Genomic DNA, 21,936 nt, shown 5'->3' on the forward strand with positions numbered 1-21,936 from the left:
ATGCCAGAGGTGAACGGGAACCCGCTCCGGCGGGCGGAGGGCCCCGAGGGGCGGGCACCCGTGCGGGTCGCCGACGCCGACACGGTTCCGGGGGAGGGGAACGACATCCTGGGACGGCTCCAGGACGCCCTGGACGAGACGGCTGACCCGGAGCGGACCGGCGAAGGGGCTCCGGAGTCCGAGAGGCAGCGGCTGCGCCACCGGATCGAGACCGAACCCGACACGGTCGAGCGCGACCTGATCAAACTGGTGCTCACCGTGGTGGAGCTGGTGCGCCAGCTCATGGAGCGCCAGGCTCTGCGGCGCGTGGACCAGGGGGACCTCACCGAGGACCAGGAGGAGCGCATCGGCATGACGCTGATGCTGCTGGAGGAGCGCATGACCGAGCTGCGCGAGCGCTACGGCCTCTCCGCCGCCGACCTCAACCTGGACCTGGGCCCGCTGGGGTCCCTGCTGCCCAGGAACGGGGAGTAGGGGGACGGAGTAGGGGGACAGCGCGCGGGGATCCGCCGGAGCCGGGCGGAAAGCGTCCGTCGTGCGCACCGGCCGGGTACGCGTGGAGGAGCCGCCGAAACCCGGTGCGCACCGCCTCCGGTCAGGAGAGGGCGGCCGCACACGCCCGGTGCCCGCCTCAGGGGGAGAACCTGACAGAGGGCGGGCACCGGGGTGGGAGAGGGAGCGGCGGGGCCTCGCGCGGCCGCGGCCGCCGGGCGGGAGTGGAGTGGCCCGGGGCTACTTTCCGCCGACCCCCATCATGCCGCGCACCAGGGAGCGGCGCGCGAAGAGGTACACGAGGAAGAGGGGCAGGGTGGCCAGCACGACCGCGGCCAGCATGCCGGGCACGTCCACGCGGTACTCGCCCTGGAACTCGAACAGGCCCATGGTGATCAGCCGGTTGTCCGCCGACTGGGTGAGGATCAGCGGGAACAGGAATCCGTTCCAGGCCTGGAGCGCGGCGTACACGCCGATGGTGCTCAGCCCCGACCGCGACATGGGCACCACCAGCTGGAGGAAGGTGCGCACCGGGCCCGCGCCGTCCAGGGCCATGGCCTCGTACAGCTCCTCGGAGATGTCGCGCATCGACCCCACCAGGATCAGCACGCACACCGGCAGCGCGAACGCCGCCGTGGGCAGCACGATGGCGGTCAGGGTGTCGTACAGCCCCAGTTCGATGATGATCAGGTACACCGGGATGATCACCGCCTGGGACGGGATCGCCAGGCCCACCAGGAACATCCGGAACACCCCCGTGGTCCACCGGGTGCGCGAGCGCACCACGGCGAACCCGGTCATGGAGGCGAGCACCAGCACGATCGCCACCACCGCGACGGTGACGATCGCGGTGTTGAGCACGAAGCCGAGCACCCCGTTCTCGATCGCCTTCACGTAGTTGCCCAGGGTCGGGTCCGTGGGCGGGGTGAGCGGCCCCTCGGAGGTGTAGTTCTCGGAGCGCTGCACCGTGGCCACGAGCAGCGCGTACAGCGGCACCCCCACGACGGCCAGCCACACCAGGGCGCCCAGCCCGGCCAGGACGTTGGGGCGCCGGCGGCCCGGCCGCCGCCGCAGGAGGGCGGGGCGGCCGCCGTTCGGGAGCTGCCGGGAGGCGGGCCTCTCGGCGAGACGGATGGTCACATGCCCTCCCTGGTGCTGCGCATGTCGCCGAAACCGGTGAAGCGGACGAGGAGCAGGGCGATCAGCGTCGCCGTCACCACCAGGGTGAACGCGACGGCGCTGGCGTAGCCCAGCTCCCAGCTCTGGAAACCGGCCTGGTACATCAGGTACGGGACGATGGTGGTGTTGGTGCCGGGCCCGCCCCCGGTCATGATGAGCACGGTGTCGAAGTAGGTCAGCGCGCCCACGATCATCAGCACCGACGAGGTGGTGACGGTGTGCCTGAGCTGGGGCAGCGTGATGTACCAGAACGCCCGCAGCTTTCCCGCCCCGTCGATCTCGGCGGCCTGGTACAGCGTCGCCGGGATCTGCCGGGCGCCGCCCTGGTAGAGCAGCATGTGCAGCGGGATGAACTGCCAGGCGCTGACGAACACGATCACCAGGAACGCGCTGTCGGGGCCGCCCAGCACGTCCACCGACGACAGGCCCAGGCGGGGCCCCAGCCAGGCCAGCGGGCCGAAGTTGGGGTCCAGCAGGGCCCGCCAGACGAGCGCGATCGCCGCGGAGGACAGCAGCAGCGGCAGGAAGAAGACCGCGGAGAGCACCGCGCGGTTGCGCTGCCGACCGGCGGCCCAGACTCCCAGCAGCAGGCTGATGGGGGTCTGGACGAGCCAGGACAGGGCGGTCAGCAGCACGCTCAGCCACACGGCGTTGCGCATCAGCGGGTCGCCCACCAGGCGCGACCAGTTCTCCAGGCCGATGAAGCGGGGCGAGCCCAGCCCGCCCCAGGAGGTCAGGGACAGGTAGGCCACCAGCACCATCGGCAGGGCGGCGAAGACCCCGAAGTACAGCAGGCCGGGCACCGCCCACACCGGGCCGGGCCGCCCCGTGCGGGGGGCGGCGCCCCGCGCGGCGGCTCCGCCGCGCGGGAGGCCGGGCCGGGGGCCCCGGGGGGCGGAGCCGCCCGCCCCGGCGCCCCCGGACGCCGGGTTGCCGGTCATGGTGCCACCGGTCGCCTGGCTGTCGGTGCGGCCGGTCACAGGGCCGCCAGCGCGTCGACGAACTGCTCGGGCGTGCTCTCGCCGTTGAACAGCGACTCGATCTCGGTGACCATCGGCGTGGCCACCTCCGGGGGCAGCGCCTGGTCCCACGAGAGCTGGAAGTGCGGCGCGTCGCGCACCATCTCGTACTGGAAGGTGGCGAAGTCCGGGCTGGGGCTGTCGGCCACGGCCTCCTCGGCGTTGGTGGTGGTGGGCACCTCGCCGTTCTCCACCATGTCGGCCACGTACTCCTCCTCCGACATGTACGTCAGGAACTCCATGGCCTGGTCCGTGTACTCGGTCTCGGCGGACACCGAGAAGTAGTTGGTCGGGTTGCCGACCACGTTGGCGGGGTCGCCCTCCCCGCCCTCGATCGGCGGGAAGGCCACGTATCCCAGGTCGTTCGTCGCGAACTCCTCGTTCTGGTCCAGGATGGTGGAGTACTCCCACGAGCCCATCAGGTGCATGGCGGCCCGGCCCTCGGACAGCAGCGCGGAGGCCGCGCCCTCGGTGTAGCTCACCGAGGCGTAGGAGTCGCCGAACGCGCCCTGGTCCACCAGTTCCTGGACCATCTGGGCGGCCTCCAGCACGGCGGGGTCGCGCCAGCCCTCGGAGTCGCCCTCGACGATGCGCGCGAACACCTCCGGTCCGCCGATGCGGTCCACGAGGTACTGGAGCCACATCTGCTCGGTCCAGGGGTCGGCCCCGGCCAGGGCGAAGGGGGTGACGCCCTCCTCGGTGAAGGTGTCGACCAGGTCCAGGATGTCCTCCCAGGTCTCGGGGGGCTCCGCCCCGGCATCCTCGAACACCGTCTCGTTGTAGAAGAGGATGACCGGCTGGGTGCCGCGCAGGGGGATGCCGTACTGCACACCGCCGACCTGGCCCGCCTCCAGGATGGAGGGGATGAAGGAGTCGGCGAGCTCGGGGTTCTCGGCGAGCATGTCGTCCAGGGGCACGAGCATGTCCTGTTCGACGTAGGGCTCGATGCTGCCGCCGCCCCAGTTGAAGAACACGTCGGGCTTCTCACTGGAGCCCATCGCGGTGCGCAGACGCTCCTCGTAGCTGTCGCCGGGGACCTCGTCGATGACCGCCTCGGTCTCGGAGGCCTCGTTGAACCTTTCGACGGCGCCCTCCTGCACCACGACCAGGGTGTCCTGGTACATCCACACGTGCATGCGGTCGTCTCCGCCGCCGCCACCGGAACAGGCGGTGACGGCGAGCAGGCAGAGCGCCGTCGCTCCGGCGGCGGAGCCCAGGCGGGGGGTTCTCATGGCCTCTCCTCTTTCGAAACTATCGGTCAGTATTTCGAAATATTTGCGCCCGAATGTACGCGGCGTCACCCCGAGCGTCAATAGGAGGATGAGAGCTGGGTCACCTGGAGCCGCGCGGAGTTGCCATGACCGCGTAGGATCAGGCGTCGTGAGCGCAGACCCGACCCCCGACTCCGCCCGGACCACCCTTTCGGAGCCGGTCACCATCTCGAAAATTGCGGAAGCCGCAGGCGTATCGGTACCGACGGTCTCGAAGGTGCTGAACGGACGCGCCGACGTGGCCAGCGAGACCCGTGCACGCGTGGAGGAGCTGATCCGCCGCCACGGCTACCGGCGACGCCGGGGCCCGGGCGGAGGCCGTTCCTCCATGGTCGACCTGGTCTTCCACGAACTCGACAGCGCCTGGGCGGTCGAGGTCATCCGGGGCGTGGAGAGCGTGGCGCGCTCGGAGGGCCTCAGCGTCGTGCTGACCGAGTCCGGAGGCGCCCAGACCCCCCGCGACGACTGGGTCGACGCCGTGCTCGCCCGCCAGTCCACCGCCGTGATCCTGGTCTTCTCCGACCTGGCGCCCGAACAGCGCACCCGTCTGACCGCGCGCGGCATCCCCTTCGTCGTGGTCGACCCGGCGGGAGACCCGGGCCCGGACATGCCCTCGGTGGGCTCGGCCAACTGGAACGGCGGCCTGGTCGCCACCCGCCACCTCATCGAACTCGGCCACCGGCGTATCGGCGTCATCGGCGGGCCCCGGCACGTGCTGTGCAGCAAGGCCCGCATCGACGGCTACGCCTCCGCGCTGGACTCCGCAGGGCTGACGCCCGACCCGGCGCTCGTCCGCTACGGCGACTTCCACGTCGAGAGCGGGCGCGACCGGGGCCGGGAACTGCTCCGGCTGGACGACCCGCCCACGGCCGTCTTCGCGGGCAACGACCTCCAGGCCATGGGCCTGTACGAGGCCGCCCGCGAGCTGGGCGTGCGCATCCCCGAGGACCTGAGCGTGGTCGGCTACGACGACCTGCCGGTGGCCCGCTGGATGGGGCCGCCGCTGACCACCGTGCGCCAGCCGCTCACCGAGATGGCCGAGGAGGCGACCCGGATGGCGCTCACCCTGGCGCGCGGCGGCACCCCCGCCAACCTGCGCCTGGACCTGGCCACCGACCTGGTGGTCAGGCGCAGCAGCGCTCCGCCCTCCGCCTCCTGAGGCGGGAGGCCGACGGAGGCCGCGGTCCCCGTGTCGGTCCCGCGGCGGTTCCCGTCAGCCCGCGCGGTGGCGGGCGTGCTGGCCGTGCACGTCATCCCTCCGGGAGGAGCTTGTACAGTCCGGCCTCGGCGGGGCCGTGGGGCAGGACCCGCAGGCGGTGGGGTGCGGTCTCGGCGCGCAGCGCGTCCTCGGTGAGGGTCCACCAGGCGTAGTGGACCTCGTCGCGGGCCAGGACCCGGTCCTGCTCGTGGACCTCGTAGGTCATGTGCCACTCGACCTGTTCGGGGCCGCTGGGTTCGGCGGCGGCCCAGCCGAGGTAGGAGCGGTCGCCGACGCGGACCTCGCTCATCCGCGCCCGCTCCACCCGCTCGGGTTCCAGCGGGGCGGCGAGGTTGAGCAGGACGAAGGCTCCCGGAGCCAGTCGCGGGGCCAGGTCCTCCCACAGGCGGTCGCGCTCGTGGGGGCTGAAGTGGCCGACGAGGTTGGCCATCACCATGCCGCCGATCCGGTCGGGCAGGTTCGCTGAGAGCAGGTCGTCGCCGTCCACGGTCACCCTCTCGCGCAGGCCGGGGTCGTCGGCGATCCGGGAGAGCAGCACCGTCCTCAGCAGGGGGGAGGGTTCGACGGCCAGGACGCGGGCTTGGGGCAGGGCCGCGGCGATGAGGCGGGTTCCGTGGCCGCCGCCCGCGCCGGCGTCCACGACGGGGCCGGAGTCCTCGGGCAGGGAGGCCAGCGCCTCGGAGAGGATCGACCGGTGGTGTTCCCACCATCCGGCGATCATCAGGTCCAGGTACTGCCCGGAACGGGCGTAGGGGTCGTCGTGCTCAGGCATCGCGTGTCTCCTCGCGGGTGCGGGTGCGGGTGCGGGTGCGTCGCGGCCCCGCACGGGGAAGGGGGCCGCCCGCCATGGCGAAACGGTCCCTGTCGCCGTTCTCAGTGGAATGGGCGCGGTTCTGCCGCGGTGGTCGATGAAATGAAAACCGCAATCATCCCCCGGGGCTCCGGTGTGAAATTCCGGTGGGGGGCGGATAAATTCTCCGTACCCCGCCCCGGCGGCGCTTGATATGCAACCGGTGGTCGAATAGTCCTGGGTGTGCTCGCGTTTTGTCGTCTGATCGTTTCCGAGGGGGAGAGATGGCCGCACAGCATCCTGTTCACGAGGGGCACGCGCACGAGCACGGTCACGGGTGCGGACACGTGTCCGTTCCGCACCAGGGCCACGTGGACTACGTCCATGACGGTCACCTGCACCGCGAGCACGACGGACACTGGGACGAGTGCTCCGCGCAGGGCCACACCGTTCACGAGGGGCACGCGCACGAGCACGGTCACGGGTGCGGACACGTGTCCGTTCCGCACGAGGACCACGTGGACTACGTCCATGACGGTCACCTGCACCGCGAGCACGACGGACACTGGGACGAACACGCTCCCGGCCACTCCTGACCGCGCCCGGCCCCGGAGGCGCGCACCGGCCGGGCGCCCCCTCGGGCGGGGCCGTCCACGGATTCCCGGGCGCGGCCCCCGGGCTCCGTGGACGCCGCGGGCGGTCCTTCTCCTCCGGACCGGTCGCCGGGCCCTCAGGGCCTGTTCGCCGGAGTGTTGGACGGGTAGGGCAGCAGGGCCATCTCGCGCGCGTTCTTGACCGCCGCCGCGATCAGCCGCTGTTGGCGTGCGGTCACCCGCGTGACCCTGCGGCTACGGATCTTCCCCTTCTCGGAGATGAACTTGCGCAGGAGAGTGGTGTCCTTGTAGTCGATGTAGTCCATTTCCCCCAGCGGATTGGCGAAACTCCGCGTGGGCTTGCGCTTTCCCGGGCGGTGTGCTGAAGGGGACATGTTCACCTTTCTGAGAAGTCCGCGAAGGGATCGGTGCTGAATTCCTGTTGTGTTTCCTCGTCCGGGACCGGGCGGGAGCCCGGCAGCGACTCCGGGACTTCGGCGCTCAGCCGCGGCCCGACGCCGTCCCGGGCCACGCGGCGGACGGTGCGTGCCGGTGCCACGCGCATGCGCCCTCCTCTCCCCGCCCCTCGCGGAAACTGAAAACGATTATCGTTTCCGAAAGCTTACACGGTCAGGGGCAGACGTGTGCCCCGACCTCCGCCGGGCAGGGGGAGCGCGCGTCCTCCCAGGCCCCGGAGCCCCCGGCGCCGCTCTCTGAGGGCGTGTGCGAGGATGGCCCCGGATGTGGGGAGGGGCGATGACGGTGGTCACCACGGACGACGGGCTTGGCATCGAGTACACCGAACACGGTGACGTCCGGGGGCGCCCGGTCGTACTCCTGGCCGGTTTCAAGGCCCCCGCGACCTCCTGGTGCCACCAGGTCCCCGCGCTCACGGACGCCGGATACCGGGTGTTCACCGTGGACCTGCCCGGCCACGGCGCAGCGGGGCCGCTGCCCCCGGGTATGACCATGGACCGGCGCGGCGACTGCGTCCACGCCCTCCTGGAGCACCTGGACCTGGCGGGCGCCGTGCTCGTCGGCGGCTCCATGGGCGCCAACACCGTCTGGGCGTACACCTCCGCGCACGGCACCGGCCGCCTGGCGGGCGCGGTGTCGGTGGACCAGACGCCGAAGATGCTCAACACCGAGGACTGGCCGTACGGTTTCTACGGCTACGACGAGGGCAACGCCGACACCTACTTCGCCGACGGCATCCCCGCCACCGGGCACGGCACGCCCCTGTGGCGGCGCGGCGTGCGGCTGGTCAGGACGCTGCGCGCGATGCGCGGCACCGACCGCGAACTCACCCCCGCGGAGCTGGAGCTGCTGGGCGACCACGCCCGGCGCGACTGGCGCGACGCGGTCGCCGGACTCGACGTGTCCGCCCTGTTCGTGGCCGGGGCCGAGAGCGAGCTGTGGCCCGCCGAGCACGCCGCGGCCGCGGCCAAGCCCAACCCGCGCGCCGGTGCGGCCGTGGTGCGCGAGGCCGGGCACGCCGTGAACATGGAGCGGCCGGGCGCCTTCAACGCCGGGCTGCTGCGCTTCCTCGCCCGCGTCGAGGGCTTCTGACCCGAGCTGGACCGACACGGGGCGGGGCCCGACCGCACAAGCTTCGGTGGGAGCGGCCTACCGGGTGAAGCGCAGGTCGACGGTCACGTCGTCCTCACCGAGAACGACGGTCTCCGTCCCGGTCCGCGCGCCGTCGTCCCCCACCCCGTGGAGATCCCAGCTCCCCGGGAGCAGGGAGACCCGGTAGCTTCCGTCGGCGACGGTGGACACCCCCATCTCGTGCGAGGCCACGACGGGGTCCTCGTTGGAGGACCACCGGATGAAGACCCCTTCCACCGGTTGCCCGGAGGAGTCGAGGACCGTTCCCGTGACGGTCGAGAACCGGGATTCCCCGGTGCCCGTAGGCGGGTCCTCGTCGCTGACCACGGTCCAGGGGGCGGCGCAGGAGATGCCGAGGAGGACCGCTGGCAAGGCGACCGCGAGACGTCGCGCACCATCTGTCACCCGCGCCACTCGCCTCACCACCAAGGATCGTCGGGCCGTAGGCCCGGAGCGTTCATCCCACCCTGCCACGGGGCCTCGGGCCCTCAGGAGGGAGGGGGCCGGGAGCGACGGCGGATTCCGGCGTGGTGGGATGTCGGTATGGCTCCGCGGTCGAAACCCCCCGAGAACGCGCGTCCACTGTCGTACACCATCCGCAGCGCGCCGAGGCCCCCGGATCCGAGGGCCGTACGCGTGGAGACCGTTGCCGAAGCGGTGTCCAGGATCGCCTCCGGCGGCGGGATCCATGCCTTCCTGATCCTCCTGATGCCCTTCTCGCTCGCGGACGGCGTCACCCCCGGATCCGTCCTCACCATGTTCACGGCGGCCTACGCCGTCCTTCTCACGGTCACCACGCTTCCCGGGTTGATCGCCTTCCTCCTGGAGCGCAGGCGTGCCTCCGGCCGCAGACACGAGTCCGAGCGCAGGTGCGCGTGCGAGCACAGGCGTGCGTCCGCGCGCGGGGCTCCGACGCTCCGTGCCACGAAGGCCGCCCCCTCCGCGGTCGCGGCCCTGCTCTACGCCTGCCTCCCCGCGTCCCTGATCCTCACCGAGGGCCCCGACGCCTTCATCATCGCCACCTCCCTGTTCGTCGGCCTGTTCGGCTACCTCGTCCACCGGGCCTGCCTGGCGGTCGCCTTCTCCTCCGCCCCGGGAGCCGTCGTCCGCGCCGTGGCGCTGATCGCGCCCCTGCTGCTGATCCTGGGACTGGCCTCCGCCCTCCGGTGAACGGGGGGATCCCGACCGGCCCCGGACACGGACGAGCCACGGCGCCGATGCGGACACACTGGTAGGCGTCCACGAGGGAGAGAGCCGCATCGGTCCCGCCGCGTGTGAGCGGCGGCCGACCGTGCGGTCCGGGTCGAAGGAGGGCGTGGTGAACGGTGGTGCGGGTATTCCCGGCCGGACGTACCGGAAGGCCGAGAAGCGGCGGTCGCAGATCCTGTCGCGCGCGATCGAGGTGTTCGCCGAGCACGGCGTGGGTGCGTCGCTACGGGCGATCGGCGAGGCCATCGGGGTGTCCCACGCGGCGCTGCGCTACTACTTCGCCTCCCGCGACGAGCTCCTGGTGGAGGTGTACCGGGAGCACGAGGCGGTCGGGTGCGAGCCGTCGGATCCGGACGCCGTCTCGGCGGTCGCGGTGATGGAGCGCAGCGCGGAGCGCAACCGCTCGATCCCCGGTCTGGTCGAGCTGTACGCGACGCTGACGACGGACGCGTTGCAGGAGCAGCGGCACCCCGTGACGCGGGAGTTCGTCCGGGCCCGGTTCCGGGCACTGCGCGCCGACCTCGCCGAGCGCGTCCGCGCCGGTCAGCGCTCCGGGGAGATCGCGGCCGACATCGACCCCGACGACGCGGCGGCCCTGGTGATCGCCGCCTCCGACGGGTTGCAGTTGCAGTGGCTGCTCGATCCGCAGGAGGTGGACGTCTACCGCGCGCTCCAGGTCCTGGAACGGCTGCTGCCCGGCGGGGGAGAGGGCGCCGGGACCGAGAGCGGCGGGCCCGGTGGCGGGGCGTCGGCCCAGGCCACGTGAACGCGCCCCGGGCGCCGTCACCGCTCGCGTGCGGTGACGGCGCCCGGGGCTCTCCATGTCAGGCCCGTGCCGACTGGAGGGTCGGGCTGGCCGGGTCCCACCCCGCCGGGAGCGGGGCCACCGGCGCCACGGCGGAGGTGATCTCCACGGGCGTTCCGCCGGCCGCGGCGTCGCGGATGCCCAGCAGCACGTCGAGCACGTGCGAGGCCACGGCCCCCGAGGCGCGTTCGGTCCCGCCCGCGCGTAGCGCGCGGACCAGGTCGACGACACCGGCCCCGCGCCCGTACACGGGCCCCTCGGGGGCGATGGTGACCGGCTCCTCCCGGTCGTACCGCCACAGGGTGGTGTCCCCGCCGAACGTGTTCGGGTCGGGCAGGACGATCGTGCCCTCGGTGCCGTTGACCTCCACCATCCCCGCCCGGGGCAGCGCGTGCTGGAACGAGAACGTGGACTGGGCGGAGCGGCCCGGGCCGAACTCGACCAGCGCGGCGTGGTGCGTCGGCACCTGTACCTCGAACACCTGGCCCGCGCGGGGGCCGCTCGCGATCGTGCGGGTCGCGCGGCCGGTGGAGGCCACCGCCTGCACCCGGGTCGCGGCGCCGAAGACGTGCACGAGCGCGGTGACGTAGTACGGGCCCATGTCGAACAGGGGCCCCGCTCCGTGGGCGAAGAGGAAGTCCGGGTCCGGGTGCCAGGACTCGGGCCCGGGCACGTGGAACATCGTGGTCGCGGTCAGCGGCTCCCCGATGTCGCCGCGGGCGATCGCGCGCAGCGCGGTCTGCGTCCCCGCCCCCAGCACCGTGTCCGGCGCGCAGGCGACCCGCAGGCCCGCCTCCCCGGCCCTGGCCAGCAGCGCGGCGGCCGCGTCGTGGTCCAGGGCGAGGGGCTTCTCGCTCCACACGTGCTTGCCCGCGTCGAGGATCCGGTGCCCGACCTCGGTGTGCACGGCCGGGACGGTCAGGTTGACCACCACCTCGACGTCCTCGCGCGCCAGCAGCTCCGCCACGGTCCCGGAGGCCGGGACGCCGTACGCGTCGGCCTGCGCGGCGGCGCGCGCCAGGTCCAGGTCCGCGACGAAGCGGACCTCGACGTCGGGGAACCGCGTCAGGTTCTCCAGGTACTGGGTCGAGATGTTGCCCGCGCCGATGACGCCGACCCCGGCGGCCCCGGTGCGCGTCATCGGTCGTTCTCCCCGAGCCAGGCCAGCGACCGCGCGATGCCGTCGAACACGTCGCCCGCGTAGGCGTCGAACTCGACCACGCGGATCGCCCCCGGCGCGGCCTCCAGGACCGCGCGGACGTCGACCTCGCCCTCACCCGCGGGCCGCTGCCGTGTCACGTCGCCGTCCAGGGTGCCGTCCTTGACGTGGATCAGCCGCACCCGGTCGCCGAAGGCCCGCAGCAGCGCGGCGGCGTCGGCGCCGCCGACCCCCGCCCAGTAGGTGTCCACCTCCAGCACGACCCGCGGCTCCAGGTGCTCCACGAACACTTCCAGCGCGTGCCTGTCGCCGATGCGGGTGCTCAGCTCCCAGGCGTGGTTGTGGTAGCCGAACTCCAGACCCCGCTCGGCGGCCAGTTCCGCCAGCCGGTTCACGCGCTCGGCCAGTTCGGCCACCTGGTCGGCGGTCTGCCACCGCTCGGCCGGGACCAGCGGGTCGATGACCGTCGTGATGCCCAGTTCGGCGGCCGCGTCGAAGATCTCCTCGGGGGTCTGCGCGTCGATCACGGGGGCGTGGCCGGAGGGCGCGGTGACGCCCGTCGCGGCGAACACGCGCCGGTACTCCTCGGTGTCCAGGTGGAACGCGTACGGCTCCACGTGGGCGAAGCCGATCTCGGCCAGGCGTGCCACGGCGTTCTCCAGGCCGTCGGCGAGTTCGTCACGGACCGAGTACAGCTGCACGGATGTTGTCGGCACGGGGGCTCCTTCGTTCGCTCGGGCATCGCCCTGTCGCTCACATCGCGGCACGCCCCCGAGGGTGCGGGGCGGGGCCGCGCACCCAGATTCTTACATTGGAAGATTTTTGTCCAGGGCTTTTTTCGGGGACACGGTTCCGGTGCCCGAGCGGCACGGGGCGCGGCGGGTGCGGCCCCGTGGGGGGCCGGAGGACATGCCGAAGGGCCGGGCGGCGGGGGCCGTCCCGGCTGCGCGCACGCGCACCCGGCTTCCGGGGACCTCCCCGGGGCGCGGGTCAGACGGTGGGCGCCTCGGGCTCCTCGTCGGAGCCGGTCGTCGAGGCGTCCTCGTCGGCCTCCCGCTGGGGCGCCACGACCTCCAGGCCCACGCCGAGTTCGCGGATCGCGCGCACGGACGACTCGGCGAGGCGGTCGTCGGTGATCACCGAGGCGAAGCTCGTGAGCGCGGCGACCTTGAACGTGCCGAAGGCCCCGTACTTGTCGGCCCCGGCGACCAGCACCGACGTCGAGGCCGCCGCCATGGCCGCGCGCTTGACCGCCACCTTCGCGCGCGAGGGCGTGGTGGTGCCCCGGCTCAGGTCCCACGAGCTCGTCGAGACGAAGGCGACGTCGATGTTGAACTCCTCGATGGTGGCGGCCGCGATGTCGCCGACCGAGGAACGGTTCTCGCGGTCGATCTGCCCGCCGATGAGGAACAGCGTCACGTCGGGGTGGTCGGTGAGGGAGGCGGCGGTGGTGATGTCGTTGGTGATGACGGTGAGGCCGGTGACGCTCCACAGCGACGGCACCAGGTGCCCCAGCGTCGTGCCCGCGTCCAGGTAGACGGTCTGCCCCTCGCCGACCAGGGCCGCTGCCGCGCGGGCCATCGCCCGCTTCTCGGCCACGTCCACCCGCGACTTGTCGCGGTAGGAGGGCTCCGATCGCACCTGCGAGACCAGCTCGACGCCGCCGGGCACCGAGCGGACCCGTCCCTCCTCCTCCAGCGTCATGATGTCGCGGCGCACCGTCATGTGCGAGACGTCGAGGATCTCGCACAGCTCCTTCACGCTCAGCACGCCCGTGCCACGCAACTCCCGCACGAGCAGTTCGCGCCGTTGCGCCGGAATCATCGTTCTCCCTCGGTTGCGCTCATGGGCACCATGGTAACGAGTGTTCCCAAATGGTACCAGTCGTGATAATTGTTGACTCCCATGTTCAGCTGGTGTTAAACATGGCGCGTTGCCGTAGCGGCCCGGCGCACACGTGCCCCCCGCGAGGCCGGAGAAGGAGAACTCATGCAAGCCACCGACGTCACCACGGCGCCGCCACCGCCCGTGCGCTACGCGCTCACCGGAGCGCGCGGCGGATTCGCGCGCACCCTGCTCGCCCAGACGCCCCGGATCGAGCGGCTGCGGCCCTCGGTCCTGTGCGACCTGGACACGGAGGGGACGATCGCGCTGTGCGCCGAGCTCGGCTACCCCGCCGACGCGCTGACGGTGTGCTCCACCGCGGACGAGGTGGCCGCGCTGGCCGACGGGCGGATCGCGGTGATCGACGACGCACGCCTGCTCGAACACGCCGACTACGACGTGCTCGTGGAGGCCACCGGCAGCCCCGAGGCGGGTACCCGGGCCGCGCGGACCGCCATCGCGGCCGGACGCCACGTGGTCATGGTCTCCAAGGAGGTCGACTCCGTCTCCGGGATCGCGCTGGCCGACCTCGCCCGCGAGCGGGGCGTGGTCTACACCCCCGGGATCGGCGACCAGCCCGCCAACCTCATCGAGTGGTACGAGCGGACCCGGCTGCTGGGCCTGGACGTCGTCGCCATCGGCAAGTCGGGCGAGTACGACCTGGTCTTCGACCCGGCCACGGGCCGCGTGCGCCAGCTCGACCAGGAGACCGACGCCCCCGACCTGGCCCGCCTGCTGACCCTGGGCGAGGACGTGCCCGCCACGCTCGCCGCCCGCGCCCGCGCAGTGGCGGGCCTGTCGCGCTCGGCCGCCGCCGACTACTGCGAGATGGGGGTCGTCGCCAACCACACGGGCCTGGTGCCCGACACCGAGGCGCTGCACTACCCCGTCGCGCGGGTCGCCGAGCTCGCCGACGTCTACTCCCTCGCCGAGGACGGGGGGATCCTCTCCCGGCCCGGCGCCGTGGACGTCTTCAGCGTGCTCCGCCTCCCCGAGGAGGCCTCCTTCGCCGGAGGGGTCTTCGCCGTCGTCCGCACCGGCGACCCCGTTTCCTGGGCACTGCTCGCACAGAAGGGCCACGTGGTCTCGCGCTCGGGCCGCTACGCCTGCCTGTACCTGCCCTACCACCTCATGGGCGTGGAGACCCCGCTGAGCCTGCTGGACGCAGTCGACCACCGCCGCGCGGTGACCTCGCGGCCCCCGGCCCCGCACGCGGTCCTGGCCGGCCGGGCCCTGCGCGACCTCCCCGCCGGGACCACCCTGGACATGGGCGGGCACCACCACGACGTCCGCGGAGTGGCCCCCGTCCTGCTGGACACCGCCGACGCCCCCGGCGACGTCGCACCGCTGTACCTGGCGGCCCACACCACCCTGGGCCGCGACGTCGCGGCGGGCGCACTGGTGCGCCTCGACGACCTGGCCGACCCCAGCGACGTCCTCCTGGACGCCTGGCGCCACGCCCGCACGCACCTGTGAACGATCGGACCCACTGACATGCCGGACATCTACACCCTGTTGGCGTTCCTCGCCGCCATCGCGGTACTCGTACTGCTCATCGCCCGTTTCAAGGTTCACCCCGTGGCCACGCTGTTCATCGTGGTCGTGGCCCTCGGTCTCGTCCTGGGCATGGGCGGTACGGGGACCATCGAACTCGTCACGACGGGCTTCGGCAACACCCTCGCCAGTGTGGGGCTGCTGATCATCTTCGGCTGTGTGCTCGGCAAGATGCTCGAACTGAGCGGCGCGGCCCTGAAGATCACCGAGACCGCGCTGAAGATGTTCTCCCAGAACAAGGTGCCCTGGGCCATCGCCCTCGCCTCGACCGTCCTGGGCATCCCCCTCATCGCCGACACCGCGGTCGTCATGCTCATCCCGATCGTCTCCGCCCTGGCCTACCGCACGGGTATCTCGATGATGAAGCTGGGGCCGATCCTCTACCTCGGCGCCTACGTCATGACCTCGGTCGTCCCGCCCGGTCCCGGCCCGCTCGCCTCCGCTTCCCTGCTCGGCGTCAGCACCGGCGAGGCCATCCTCTACGGCCTCATGGTGGGCGTCCCCGGCGTCGTCGCCGCGACGGTCTACCTGTCGCGGACCAGGACGCACGTGCCGCCCAAGCCCGAGTTCGTCGAACACCTGGCCGCGGGCTCCGGCGGATCCGCCACCGGCCCCTCCGGCGGCAGCGACTCCGCCACCGGTACCGAGGCCCCGGCCACGGTGGGCCTGTTCGGCTCCCTGGTGCCGATCCTGGCCCCCATCGCCCTCATCGTCTTCGCCTCCCTGGCCGGTCCGGCGCTCCCCGAGGGGGCCTGGATCACCGAGGCCGTCCTGTTCGTCGGCGAGCCGACGGTGGCGCTCTTCCTCGCCTGCCTCCTGGCCCTGCCGCTGTTCCGCGGCCGCTGGCACGACAAGTCCACCCTCAACGACCTGTTCGAGGCGGGCCTGCGCATCGCCGCGATGCCCATCGCCCTCACCGGTGTCGGAGGGGCGCTGGCCACCATCATCCGGGAGACCGGCGTGGCCGAGAGCGTCGCCTCGGGCATCGAGAGCACCGGCCTGTCGCCGGTCATCATCCCCTTCCTCGTCGCCGCAGCGGTGTGCACGATCACCGGCTCCAACATCCTGGGCGTCATGACCTCGGCGGCCATCATGCAGCCCCTGGTGTCCGAACTCGGCCTGGCGCCGATCGTGGTGTACCTGGCCTGCGCCACCGGCGCCCAGATCATGAAGCACGCCAACTCGTCCGGGTTCTGGGTCACCACGACGCTGTCCAACATGACGGTGGGCCAGGGCATCCGGTCGATCGGCGTCGCCTCGCTCATCTCGGGCGTCACCGGGTTCCTCGTGCTCAACGTCATGATCGCGACCGGTGTCGTCTGACTCGGCCCGCCCGACCCACGGGGGAGTTCCGGCTCACCCGGCCACCGGGCCGCACGGTGCGCCGGAACCCCTCCGCCCGACCGACCCGCCCCGACCACAGGGAGTACCTCACATGGCGACCCTCGGCGTGATCGCCGACGACCTCACCGGAGCGACCGACGTCGCGATCGCCCTCACCGCGTCCGGCCACCGGACCACGGTCGTCCTGGACTCGCGGCCCTCCGGCGGGGCCGACCCCGTCGCCGCCGCGGCGGACGGGGCCGACGCCGTCGTGGTGGCCCTGAAGTCGCGCACCACGCCCGCCGACGCGGCGGTCGCGGCCTCGCTGGACGCCCTCGACCGGCTGCGGAGCGCGGGGTGCGAGCGGTTCTACCTCAAGTACTGCTCGACCTTCGACTCCACCCCGGACGGCAACATCGGCCCGGTCGCGGAGGCGGTGCTCGACGCCCTCGGCGAGGACGTCACGGTCGTCGCACCCGCCTTCCCCGCCAACGGGCGCACCGTCTACCGCGGGCACCTCTTCGTGGGAGACGACCCCCTCGACGAGTCCCCGATGCGCCACCACCCGCTCACGCCCATGACCGACTCCAGCCTCCCGCGCCTGCTCGCCCCCCAGGTCAGCGGCGGGGAGGATGACGTCGCGCTGGTGCCCTGGCCGGTGGTGGCCCAGGGGGCCGACGCGGTGCGCGACGCCATCGCGCGGGCCGGTGCCGAGGGGGCCCGGTTCGTGGTCGTCGACGCCCTGACCGACGCCGACCTGCGCACGCTCGCCGACGCGACGCGGGACCTGCGCCTGCTGACCGGCGGCAGCGCCCTCGCCCAGGGGCTTCCCGGCCCCCACGGGACCGGCCACCTTCCGCTCACCCCGCCCCCGGGGCCGCGCGTCGTGCTCTCGGGCAGCGCCTCGCGGGCGACCCAGGGCCAGGTGCGCCACGCCCTCGCCCAGGGCGGGGGACACCACCTGCTCCCGGCGGACCTGCGCGGGGACTTCGGGGCGACGGTGGCACGGGCCGTGGACCGCGCCCTGGAGGGCGGTGCGTCCCCGTTCGTGGTGTACGCGACCGCCGCGCCCGAACACGTCGTGGACACCGCCGACGCGCCGCTCATCGAGGAGGCGCTGGCCGAGATCGCCGCGCGCCTGGTCACCGCGGGAGTGCGCGCGCTCCTGGTGGCGGGCGGGGAGACGAGCGGAGCCGTCGTGCGGCGCCTGGGCGTGGCCTCGCTCGCGCTGGGGCCCGAGATCGACCCGGGCGTCGCGTGGACGCTCGGACACAGGAACGGTGAGGACATCCAACTGATGCTCAAGTCCGGCAACTTCGGCCGCGAGGACCTGTTCGTCCGCGCCTGGGAGGGGGACAAGTGAACCGCGAAGCGCGCGAGGCCGCCCGGGAGCTGTGCGCGGTCGGACGCCGCGCCGTCGACCTGGGGCTCAGCCCGGGGGCCTCGGGCAACGTGTCCGCACGGGCCGGGGGGTTGACGCTGATGAGCCCCACGGGGGTCTCCCTGCGCGACCTCGACCCCGAGGACCTGTCCGTCCTGGACGAGGCGGGGGAGCACGTCGCCGGTCCGCCGCCCTCCAAGGAGTTCCCGCTCCACCTGGCGATGTACCGGCGGGTCGGGGACGCGGGCGCCGTCGTCCACCTGCACTCGCCCCACGCCTGCGCGGCCTCGTGCCTGCCCGCCTGGTCGGAGGCGTCCGCGCTGCCGCCCGTCACGCCCTACCTGGTCATGCGGGTCGGCCAGGCGCCCCTGGTGCCCTACGCGGCGCCGGGCAGCGACCGGCTCGCCGACAACCTCTCCTCCCTGCCCGGACGGTTCCGCGCCGCGCTGCTCGCCAACCACGGTTCGATCGTGGCCGCCGCGGGCCCGGCGGCCGCCCTGGACGGCGCCATCGAACTGGAGGAGGCCTCGCGCATCGTCGTGTCCCTACGGGGGAGTGAGTTCTCGGTGCTCTCGCCCGAGGACGTGCGCGAGCTGACCGGGCGCTACGGCACCGACTGGGACCTGTGACCCCGCCTCGGGGGTGACCTTTCCGCCCGCCCCGCCCCGCCCCGTCCGCGACGACGGGGCGGGGCGGCGTCCACGGTGCGGTACGGCTCCTCGCCATGGACGGGGCCGCTGCGGGGTCTCCGGCGGCTTGCGGTCCGAGCCCGGGCCGGGCCCGCGCCGATCGCCTCCCGGGAGGGTGCGGCGACGGCGGGTCCTCGCGGTGCTAACGGCGGGCGTACAACCGGCGCAGGGGCGAGGCGGTGACACCGTGCGCGACCACGCTGGCCGTGACGGCCAGCGCGACGGCGGCGAACAGGCGCGGGTCGTGCACGCCCTCGTGGACCGAGTGCGCCGCGTAGAAGAGCGCGCTGACGCCCATCGGGCCGAACCACCCGGCGAAGGCCGCGTCGCGCGGCCGCAACCCGAGGGGCCGCGTCAGGACCATCAGCACGGGCGGACGGCGCAACAGCAGGACGGCCAGCACGAAGGCGAGCGCGGCCGGTCCGAAGCCGACCCACTCCCGCCACGGCAGGACCGCGCCCAGCAGGACGAACACGGGCAGGGCCAGGTAGCGGTTGACCGCCTCGTCGATGTTCTGCTGCGGGCCGCGCTCCCCCCTGCGCACCGTCCGGTTGTAGGCCAGCCCCGCGACGAAGACGGCGAGCACACCGCCCACCCCGATCAGCCGGGCCACCCCGAGCACGGCGACGGCGAGCAGCAGTGTGAAGACGAGCGCGGGCCCCTCCTCCAGCTCCCGGTGGCGGGTGGCCGCCTCCATCGCCTTTCCCGCGGCCGCTCCCACGACCACGCCCAGGACCACGGAGCCCAGGATCTCCCACGCCAGGCGTCCCGCCACGTCGACGGGACCGGCGGAGGGCAGTACGGCGGCCACCGCGACCCCGACCAGGGCCAGGGCGAGCCCGTCGTTGGCCCCGCTCTCCCCGGTGAGGAGCCTGCGCAGGCGTTCGGACAGGTCGCGCTGGGCGGGCTTCCCGGTCACCACCGACGCGGCGAGCACCGGGTCGGTGGGGCACAGGCAGGCGCCCACCAGCGCCGCCAGGGCCAGGGGAAGGCCGAGCAACAGCGCCGCGGCGCCGGTCACGGCCGCCGCGACCGGCATGGCGACGCACAGCAGCAGCGCCAGCGGGGCCACCAGCCCGCGCAGCGAGGACACCGGGAACCGCAGCGCGGCCGTCATGACCGAGGCCGCCAGCAGGACGCGGGTCCCCTCCAGGAGGAGGGTGTCCCGCGTCTCGGCGGACAGCGTCAGCAGGCCGAGCGCGTGGGGGCCCAGGGCCACGCCGAGCAGCAGGGCGAGGAGCGGCTCGCTCAGGGGCAGTTCCCGGAAGCGGTCGCTGAACAGTGCGAGGAGCACGCTGAGCGTGCCGATGGCCGCGTACGCCAGGGGGAGCGGGTCCATGGACCTCCTTCGTCACCTCGTGTCCGTTCCTGTCGCGGAGGCGGTGCGTCGACACCTCCGCCGGAGCAGGGTAGCGGCCGCGTGCGCCTTCGCGCCGTATCCGGACCGGGGAGTCGGAGACCGGTTCCGCGCGACGGGGGATCTCCTCCGGGGCCGGCGCCGTGGACGTCCTCAGCGTGCTCCGCCTCTCCGAGGGGCCCGCACCTCGGCGGCGCCGGGACCCTCGCACCCGCCTCGCGCCCGTCCTGGCAGCGCGGTTCGAACGAGAACACCAACGGGTTGCTGCGCCAGTACCTTCCTCGGTCCAGCACGGACTTTCGTGAGTGGTCGCAGGGGGAGCCGGGCCACCCCGGCTTGAGGCTCTGGACGACTTCCTTGCCGTGACAACCACCTGGCAGCGAGCCGTCGAGTCCCGCTGTAAGTACGAGACCACCGAGGGCCGGACCCCTCCCGGCACGTCGGCAGCGTTTCCGGCCGTCCCGGTAGCGACGACGGTGGCCTCCGCCTTCCGGCAGGCGCGAACGCTACGGGAGGGGCGGCTCCGACCAGGGGGCGGGCAGCAGCGAGGGGCACACGCCGGTGTCCACGCCGGGCGACCACAGCACCGACACCGGCTCCGGGTCGTCGACGCGCACACCCGCGGCCCGGAGCAGGTCGCCATCGTAGGCCCAGGAGTGCGCGCGAAACAGCGGCCAGCGCGGGTGGGCCACCCGGATCCACCACGTGCGCCCCGCACGGCGGGTGTGCAGGCCCCAGCGAGCGGTCACGAACCGCTCCAGCGGGGTCTCACGCTCCACCCGCCCGCCCACGGCCGCCCGCCACCGCCCCCGGGCCCCGCCCAGAGGCAGGCGGCGGCGCACCGCGCCCGCGCGCACGCCGCCGCTCCCCGCGCGCAGGGACACGTCCGACCACATGTACGGCACGCCCGTCAGGGCCCTGGCGGCCAGGACGCTGTGCGCGGAACTGGCGTCCATGGACAGGAAGACCACGCCCCGGCGGCCGTACCCGTCCACCGAGTACAGGCGCACGTTGACCTCGCCGAACCCGCCCACGGGAACCCCGGCGGCCGTGGTGAAGGGAACGCGGAAGGCCACGAGCCCGACGTAGGTGGTCCCGTCCAGCACGTCGGGCCGGGTGCGCTCGGGCAGCAGCGGCGCCACGCGCTCGGGAGGGACGGCCCAGTGCGCGAAGAGGACGTCGTGCCAGCCCTGGTACAGCGGAACAGGCCCGGGCAGGGGAGGCGGGTCCAGGGGCGGCAGCGGTCGCCGGTCCGCGCGCGTCGGTTGTTCCCGCACCGGACCTCCCGCTCTGCCGGGACGCGGACGGCGCCCGTGTCCGGGGCGAGCCTACGCCCGCGTCGTCCGTGCCGGGACACGCCCCTCCCCGCCGGGATCCCGCCGACACGCGTCCGCCCGCCCCGCGCGGAGCGGGACGGGCGGACGGGGGTGCCGGTTCCGGTCACTCCAGGGTGTCCTTGAGCCTGTCCACGAAGCCCTCGCCCTTGGTGGCCTTGGACGGGCCCTTGACCGAACCCTCACCGCTGGGGCCGCCGTCGGTCCCGTACAGCGCGGGGTCCGGGGGCGGCGCGGAGGCCGGGCCGCCGAGCGGCTGGGGCTGGTCGAGGTAGCGCAGCTCGTGGCGGCCGTCGGGCGCGGGTCGGTGCGACCAGCCGCCGTTGGCGGCCGCCGTGCCGTCCGACAGGCCCCAGATCGTGTTGGCGTGCTCCTGGTTCTCCTCGTCGAAGAGCGCGTTGGGAGCGATCTCGCCCTCCATGCCGTCCTCCTGGAGTTCCTCGATCGCGGCCAGCCACATGTTCTGGTGGACGGTGTCGCGGGCCAGGTTGAACTGGAGCATGGCCTTGACTCCGGGGTCGTCGGTCATGTTGTACAGGCGCGCGGTCTGGAGCCTGCCCTGGGCCTCGGCCGCGGCGTTGGCGCGGAAGTCGGCCAGCAGGTTGCCGCTGGCCACGATGTACTTGCCGTTCCAGGGGGTGCCGCCGGAGTCGGCCGGTACGGCGCCGCCACCGGAGACGATGGCCTGCTGCGGGTTCATTCCGCCCACGACCGCGGCCACGGCCGGGTCCTTGACGGCCTTGGCCACGGTGGTGGCCGGGGCGCCCTCCAGCAGGCGTGCCACCATCGTGGCGAGCATCTCGACGTGGCCGATCTCCTCGGTGGCCACGTCCATGATCAGGTCCTTGTACTTGCCCTCGACGCGGCAGTTCCATCCCTGGAACAGGTACTGCATGGTGACGGTCATCTCGCCGTAGGCACCGCCGATGAGCTCCTGGAGCTTGGCTGCGTAGAGCGCGTCGGGGGCCTCGGGCCTGGCCTCGAACTGAAGGTGTTTGGTGTGCCGGAACATGTTCACCTCGTCACTGGGAAATGCGGCCGTCTCACTGCGTGCTGCCGACTCCAGCTAC

The 21,936-nt window shown here is 73.1% G+C and carries 22 protein-coding genes; 10 read left to right on the plus strand and 12 right to left on the minus strand.

Features of this window, described 5'->3' with window-relative positions:
- On the plus strand, nucleotides 1-474 hold the full coding sequence (locus tag FYW99_RS23305; RefSeq protein WP_150254170.1) for a gas vesicle protein K: 474 nt from the start codon (nucleotides 1-3) through the stop codon (nucleotides 472-474).
- Nucleotides 475-732: 258 nt separating this feature from the next.
- On the opposite strand, the gene FYW99_RS23310 is transcribed toward FYW99_RS23305, so the two are convergent.
- Genes FYW99_RS23310 through FYW99_RS23320 form a run of 3 tightly spaced genes read right to left on the minus strand, consistent with a single transcriptional unit; the run spans nucleotide 733 to nucleotide 3,922 of the window.
- Nucleotides 733-1,632, minus strand: a complete 900-nt coding sequence (locus FYW99_RS23310; protein ID WP_150254171.1) for a carbohydrate ABC transporter permease — start codon at nucleotides 1,630-1,632, stop codon at nucleotides 733-735.
- The gene (locus FYW99_RS23315) at nucleotides 1,629-2,651 is read right to left on the minus strand and encodes a carbohydrate ABC transporter permease (RefSeq protein WP_150254172.1); all 1,023 of its coding nucleotides are present in this window, start codon (nucleotides 2,649-2,651) and stop codon (nucleotides 1,629-1,631) included. The genes FYW99_RS23310 and FYW99_RS23315 overlap by 4 nt, the downstream gene beginning before the upstream one ends.
- Nucleotides 2,648-3,922, minus strand: coding sequence for an ABC transporter substrate-binding protein (locus tag FYW99_RS23320; protein WP_150254173.1), 1,275 nt, complete (start codon nucleotides 3,920-3,922; stop codon nucleotides 2,648-2,650). The genes FYW99_RS23315 and FYW99_RS23320 overlap by 4 nt, the downstream gene beginning before the upstream one ends.
- Before the next feature lie 148 nt (nucleotides 3,923-4,070).
- On the opposite strand from FYW99_RS23320, the gene FYW99_RS23325 reads away from it, so the two are divergent.
- On the plus strand, nucleotides 4,071-5,120 hold the full coding sequence (locus FYW99_RS23325) for a LacI family DNA-binding transcriptional regulator (protein WP_223839426.1): 1,050 nt from the start codon (nucleotides 4,071-4,073) through the stop codon (nucleotides 5,118-5,120).
- 91 nt (nucleotides 5,121-5,211) lie between these two features.
- Here the strand turns inward: FYW99_RS23325 and FYW99_RS23330 are convergent, their stop codons facing one another.
- Nucleotides 5,212-5,952, minus strand: coding sequence for a class I SAM-dependent methyltransferase (locus FYW99_RS23330; protein WP_150254174.1), 741 nt, complete (start codon nucleotides 5,950-5,952; stop codon nucleotides 5,212-5,214).
- 365 nt (nucleotides 5,953-6,317) lie between these two features.
- Here FYW99_RS23330 and FYW99_RS23335 point away from each other — a divergent pair, with 365 nt between their 5' ends.
- Entirely contained in the window at nucleotides 6,318-6,566 is a 249-nt protein-coding gene (locus tag FYW99_RS23335) for a threonine dehydratase (protein ID WP_223839428.1), read from the plus strand.
- Nucleotides 6,567-6,700: 134 nt separating this feature from the next.
- Here FYW99_RS23335 and rpsR read toward each other — a convergent pair whose 3' ends face one another.
- On the minus strand, nucleotides 6,701-6,958 hold the full coding sequence (gene rpsR / locus FYW99_RS23340) for a 30S ribosomal protein S18 (protein ID WP_150254176.1): 258 nt from the start codon (nucleotides 6,956-6,958) through the stop codon (nucleotides 6,701-6,703).
- 361 nt (nucleotides 6,959-7,319) lie between these two features.
- Here rpsR and FYW99_RS23345 point away from each other — a divergent pair, with 361 nt between their 5' ends.
- Nucleotides 7,320-8,132: an alpha/beta fold hydrolase gene (locus FYW99_RS23345; protein ID WP_150254177.1), complete on the plus strand. Its 813-nt coding sequence runs from the start codon at nucleotides 7,320-7,322 to the stop codon at nucleotides 8,130-8,132.
- A gap of 57 nt (nucleotides 8,133-8,189) precedes the next feature.
- Here the strand turns inward: FYW99_RS23345 and FYW99_RS31905 are convergent, their stop codons facing one another.
- Nucleotides 8,190-8,543, minus strand: coding sequence for a carboxypeptidase-like regulatory domain-containing protein (locus tag FYW99_RS31905; protein WP_190394769.1), 354 nt, complete (start codon nucleotides 8,541-8,543; stop codon nucleotides 8,190-8,192).
- A gap of 264 nt (nucleotides 8,544-8,807) precedes the next feature.
- Between FYW99_RS31905 and FYW99_RS23355 the strand changes: the two genes are divergently transcribed.
- Together FYW99_RS23355 and FYW99_RS23360 are read left to right on the plus strand one after the other, a co-directional pair.
- Entirely contained in the window at nucleotides 8,808-9,341 is a 534-nt protein-coding gene (locus tag FYW99_RS23355; protein ID WP_150254179.1) for a hypothetical protein, read from the plus strand.
- Nucleotides 9,342-9,489: 148 nt separating this feature from the next.
- The gene (locus tag FYW99_RS23360) at nucleotides 9,490-10,146 is read left to right on the plus strand and encodes a TetR/AcrR family transcriptional regulator (RefSeq protein WP_150254180.1); all 657 of its coding nucleotides are present in this window, start codon (nucleotides 9,490-9,492) and stop codon (nucleotides 10,144-10,146) included.
- A 58-nt stretch (nucleotides 10,147-10,204) separates the two neighbouring features.
- Here FYW99_RS23360 and FYW99_RS23365 read toward each other — a convergent pair whose 3' ends face one another.
- The 3 genes from FYW99_RS23365 to FYW99_RS23375 all read right to left on the minus strand — a co-directional run bounded on the left by FYW99_RS23365 (nucleotide 10,205) and on the right by FYW99_RS23375 (nucleotide 13,168).
- Nucleotides 10,205-11,326 (minus strand): Gfo/Idh/MocA family protein, encoded by a 1,122-nt coding sequence (locus FYW99_RS23365; RefSeq protein WP_150254181.1) that lies wholly within the window; start codon nucleotides 11,324-11,326, stop codon nucleotides 10,205-10,207.
- Nucleotides 11,323-12,060, minus strand: coding sequence for a sugar phosphate isomerase/epimerase family protein (locus FYW99_RS23370; RefSeq protein ID WP_223839430.1), 738 nt, complete (start codon nucleotides 12,058-12,060; stop codon nucleotides 11,323-11,325). The genes FYW99_RS23365 and FYW99_RS23370 overlap by 4 nt, the downstream gene beginning before the upstream one ends.
- 274 nt (nucleotides 12,061-12,334) lie before the next feature.
- The gene (locus FYW99_RS23375; protein ID WP_150254182.1) at nucleotides 12,335-13,168 is read right to left on the minus strand and encodes a DeoR/GlpR family DNA-binding transcription regulator; all 834 of its coding nucleotides are present in this window, start codon (nucleotides 13,166-13,168) and stop codon (nucleotides 12,335-12,337) included.
- Nucleotides 13,169-13,333: 165 nt separating this feature from the next.
- On the opposite strand from FYW99_RS23375, the gene FYW99_RS23380 reads away from it, so the two are divergent.
- The 4 genes from FYW99_RS23380 (at nucleotide 13,334) to FYW99_RS23395 (ending at nucleotide 18,115) form a co-directional block, all read left to right on the plus strand.
- Entirely contained in the window at nucleotides 13,334-14,704 is a 1,371-nt protein-coding gene (locus FYW99_RS23380) for a homoserine dehydrogenase (protein WP_150254183.1), read from the plus strand.
- Between the two features lie 18 nt (nucleotides 14,705-14,722).
- Nucleotides 14,723-16,105, plus strand: coding sequence for a GntP family permease (locus FYW99_RS23385; protein ID WP_150254184.1), 1,383 nt, complete (start codon nucleotides 14,723-14,725; stop codon nucleotides 16,103-16,105).
- 112 nt (nucleotides 16,106-16,217) lie between these two features.
- A complete protein-coding gene (gene otnK, locus FYW99_RS23390) occupies nucleotides 16,218-17,468 on the plus strand; it encodes a 3-oxo-tetronate kinase (RefSeq protein WP_150254185.1) in 1,251 nt (416 codons plus the stop codon).
- Nucleotides 17,465-18,115 (plus strand): class II aldolase/adducin family protein, encoded by a 651-nt coding sequence (locus tag FYW99_RS23395; RefSeq protein WP_150254186.1) that lies wholly within the window; start codon nucleotides 17,465-17,467, stop codon nucleotides 18,113-18,115. Before otnK ends, FYW99_RS23395 begins: the two co-directional genes overlap by 4 nt.
- A gap of 202 nt (nucleotides 18,116-18,317) precedes the next feature.
- Here the strand turns inward: FYW99_RS23395 and FYW99_RS23400 are convergent, their stop codons facing one another.
- The 3 genes from FYW99_RS23400 to FYW99_RS23415 all read right to left on the minus strand — a co-directional run bounded on the left by FYW99_RS23400 (nucleotide 18,318) and on the right by FYW99_RS23415 (nucleotide 21,878).
- Nucleotides 18,318-19,514: a cation:proton antiporter domain-containing protein gene (locus FYW99_RS23400; protein WP_150254187.1), complete on the minus strand. Its 1,197-nt coding sequence runs from the start codon at nucleotides 19,512-19,514 to the stop codon at nucleotides 18,318-18,320.
- Nucleotides 19,515-20,038: 524 nt separating this feature from the next.
- Nucleotides 20,039-20,809 carry a YqjF family protein gene (locus FYW99_RS23410; protein ID WP_190394770.1) on the minus strand — a complete coding sequence of 257 codons (771 nt, stop codon included), beginning with the start codon at nucleotides 20,807-20,809 and terminating at the stop codon, nucleotides 20,039-20,041.
- A gap of 163 nt (nucleotides 20,810-20,972) precedes the next feature.
- Nucleotides 20,973-21,878, minus strand: coding sequence for a manganese catalase (locus FYW99_RS23415; RefSeq protein ID WP_150254189.1), 906 nt, complete (start codon nucleotides 21,876-21,878; stop codon nucleotides 20,973-20,975).
- Nucleotides 21,879-21,936: the final 58 nt, after the last annotated feature.

It is taken from the genome of Nocardiopsis deserti, assembly GCF_008638355.1.
In the GTDB taxonomy this organism is placed as follows: Bacteria; Actinomycetota; Actinomycetes; order Streptosporangiales; family Streptosporangiaceae; genus Nocardiopsis; species Nocardiopsis alborubida.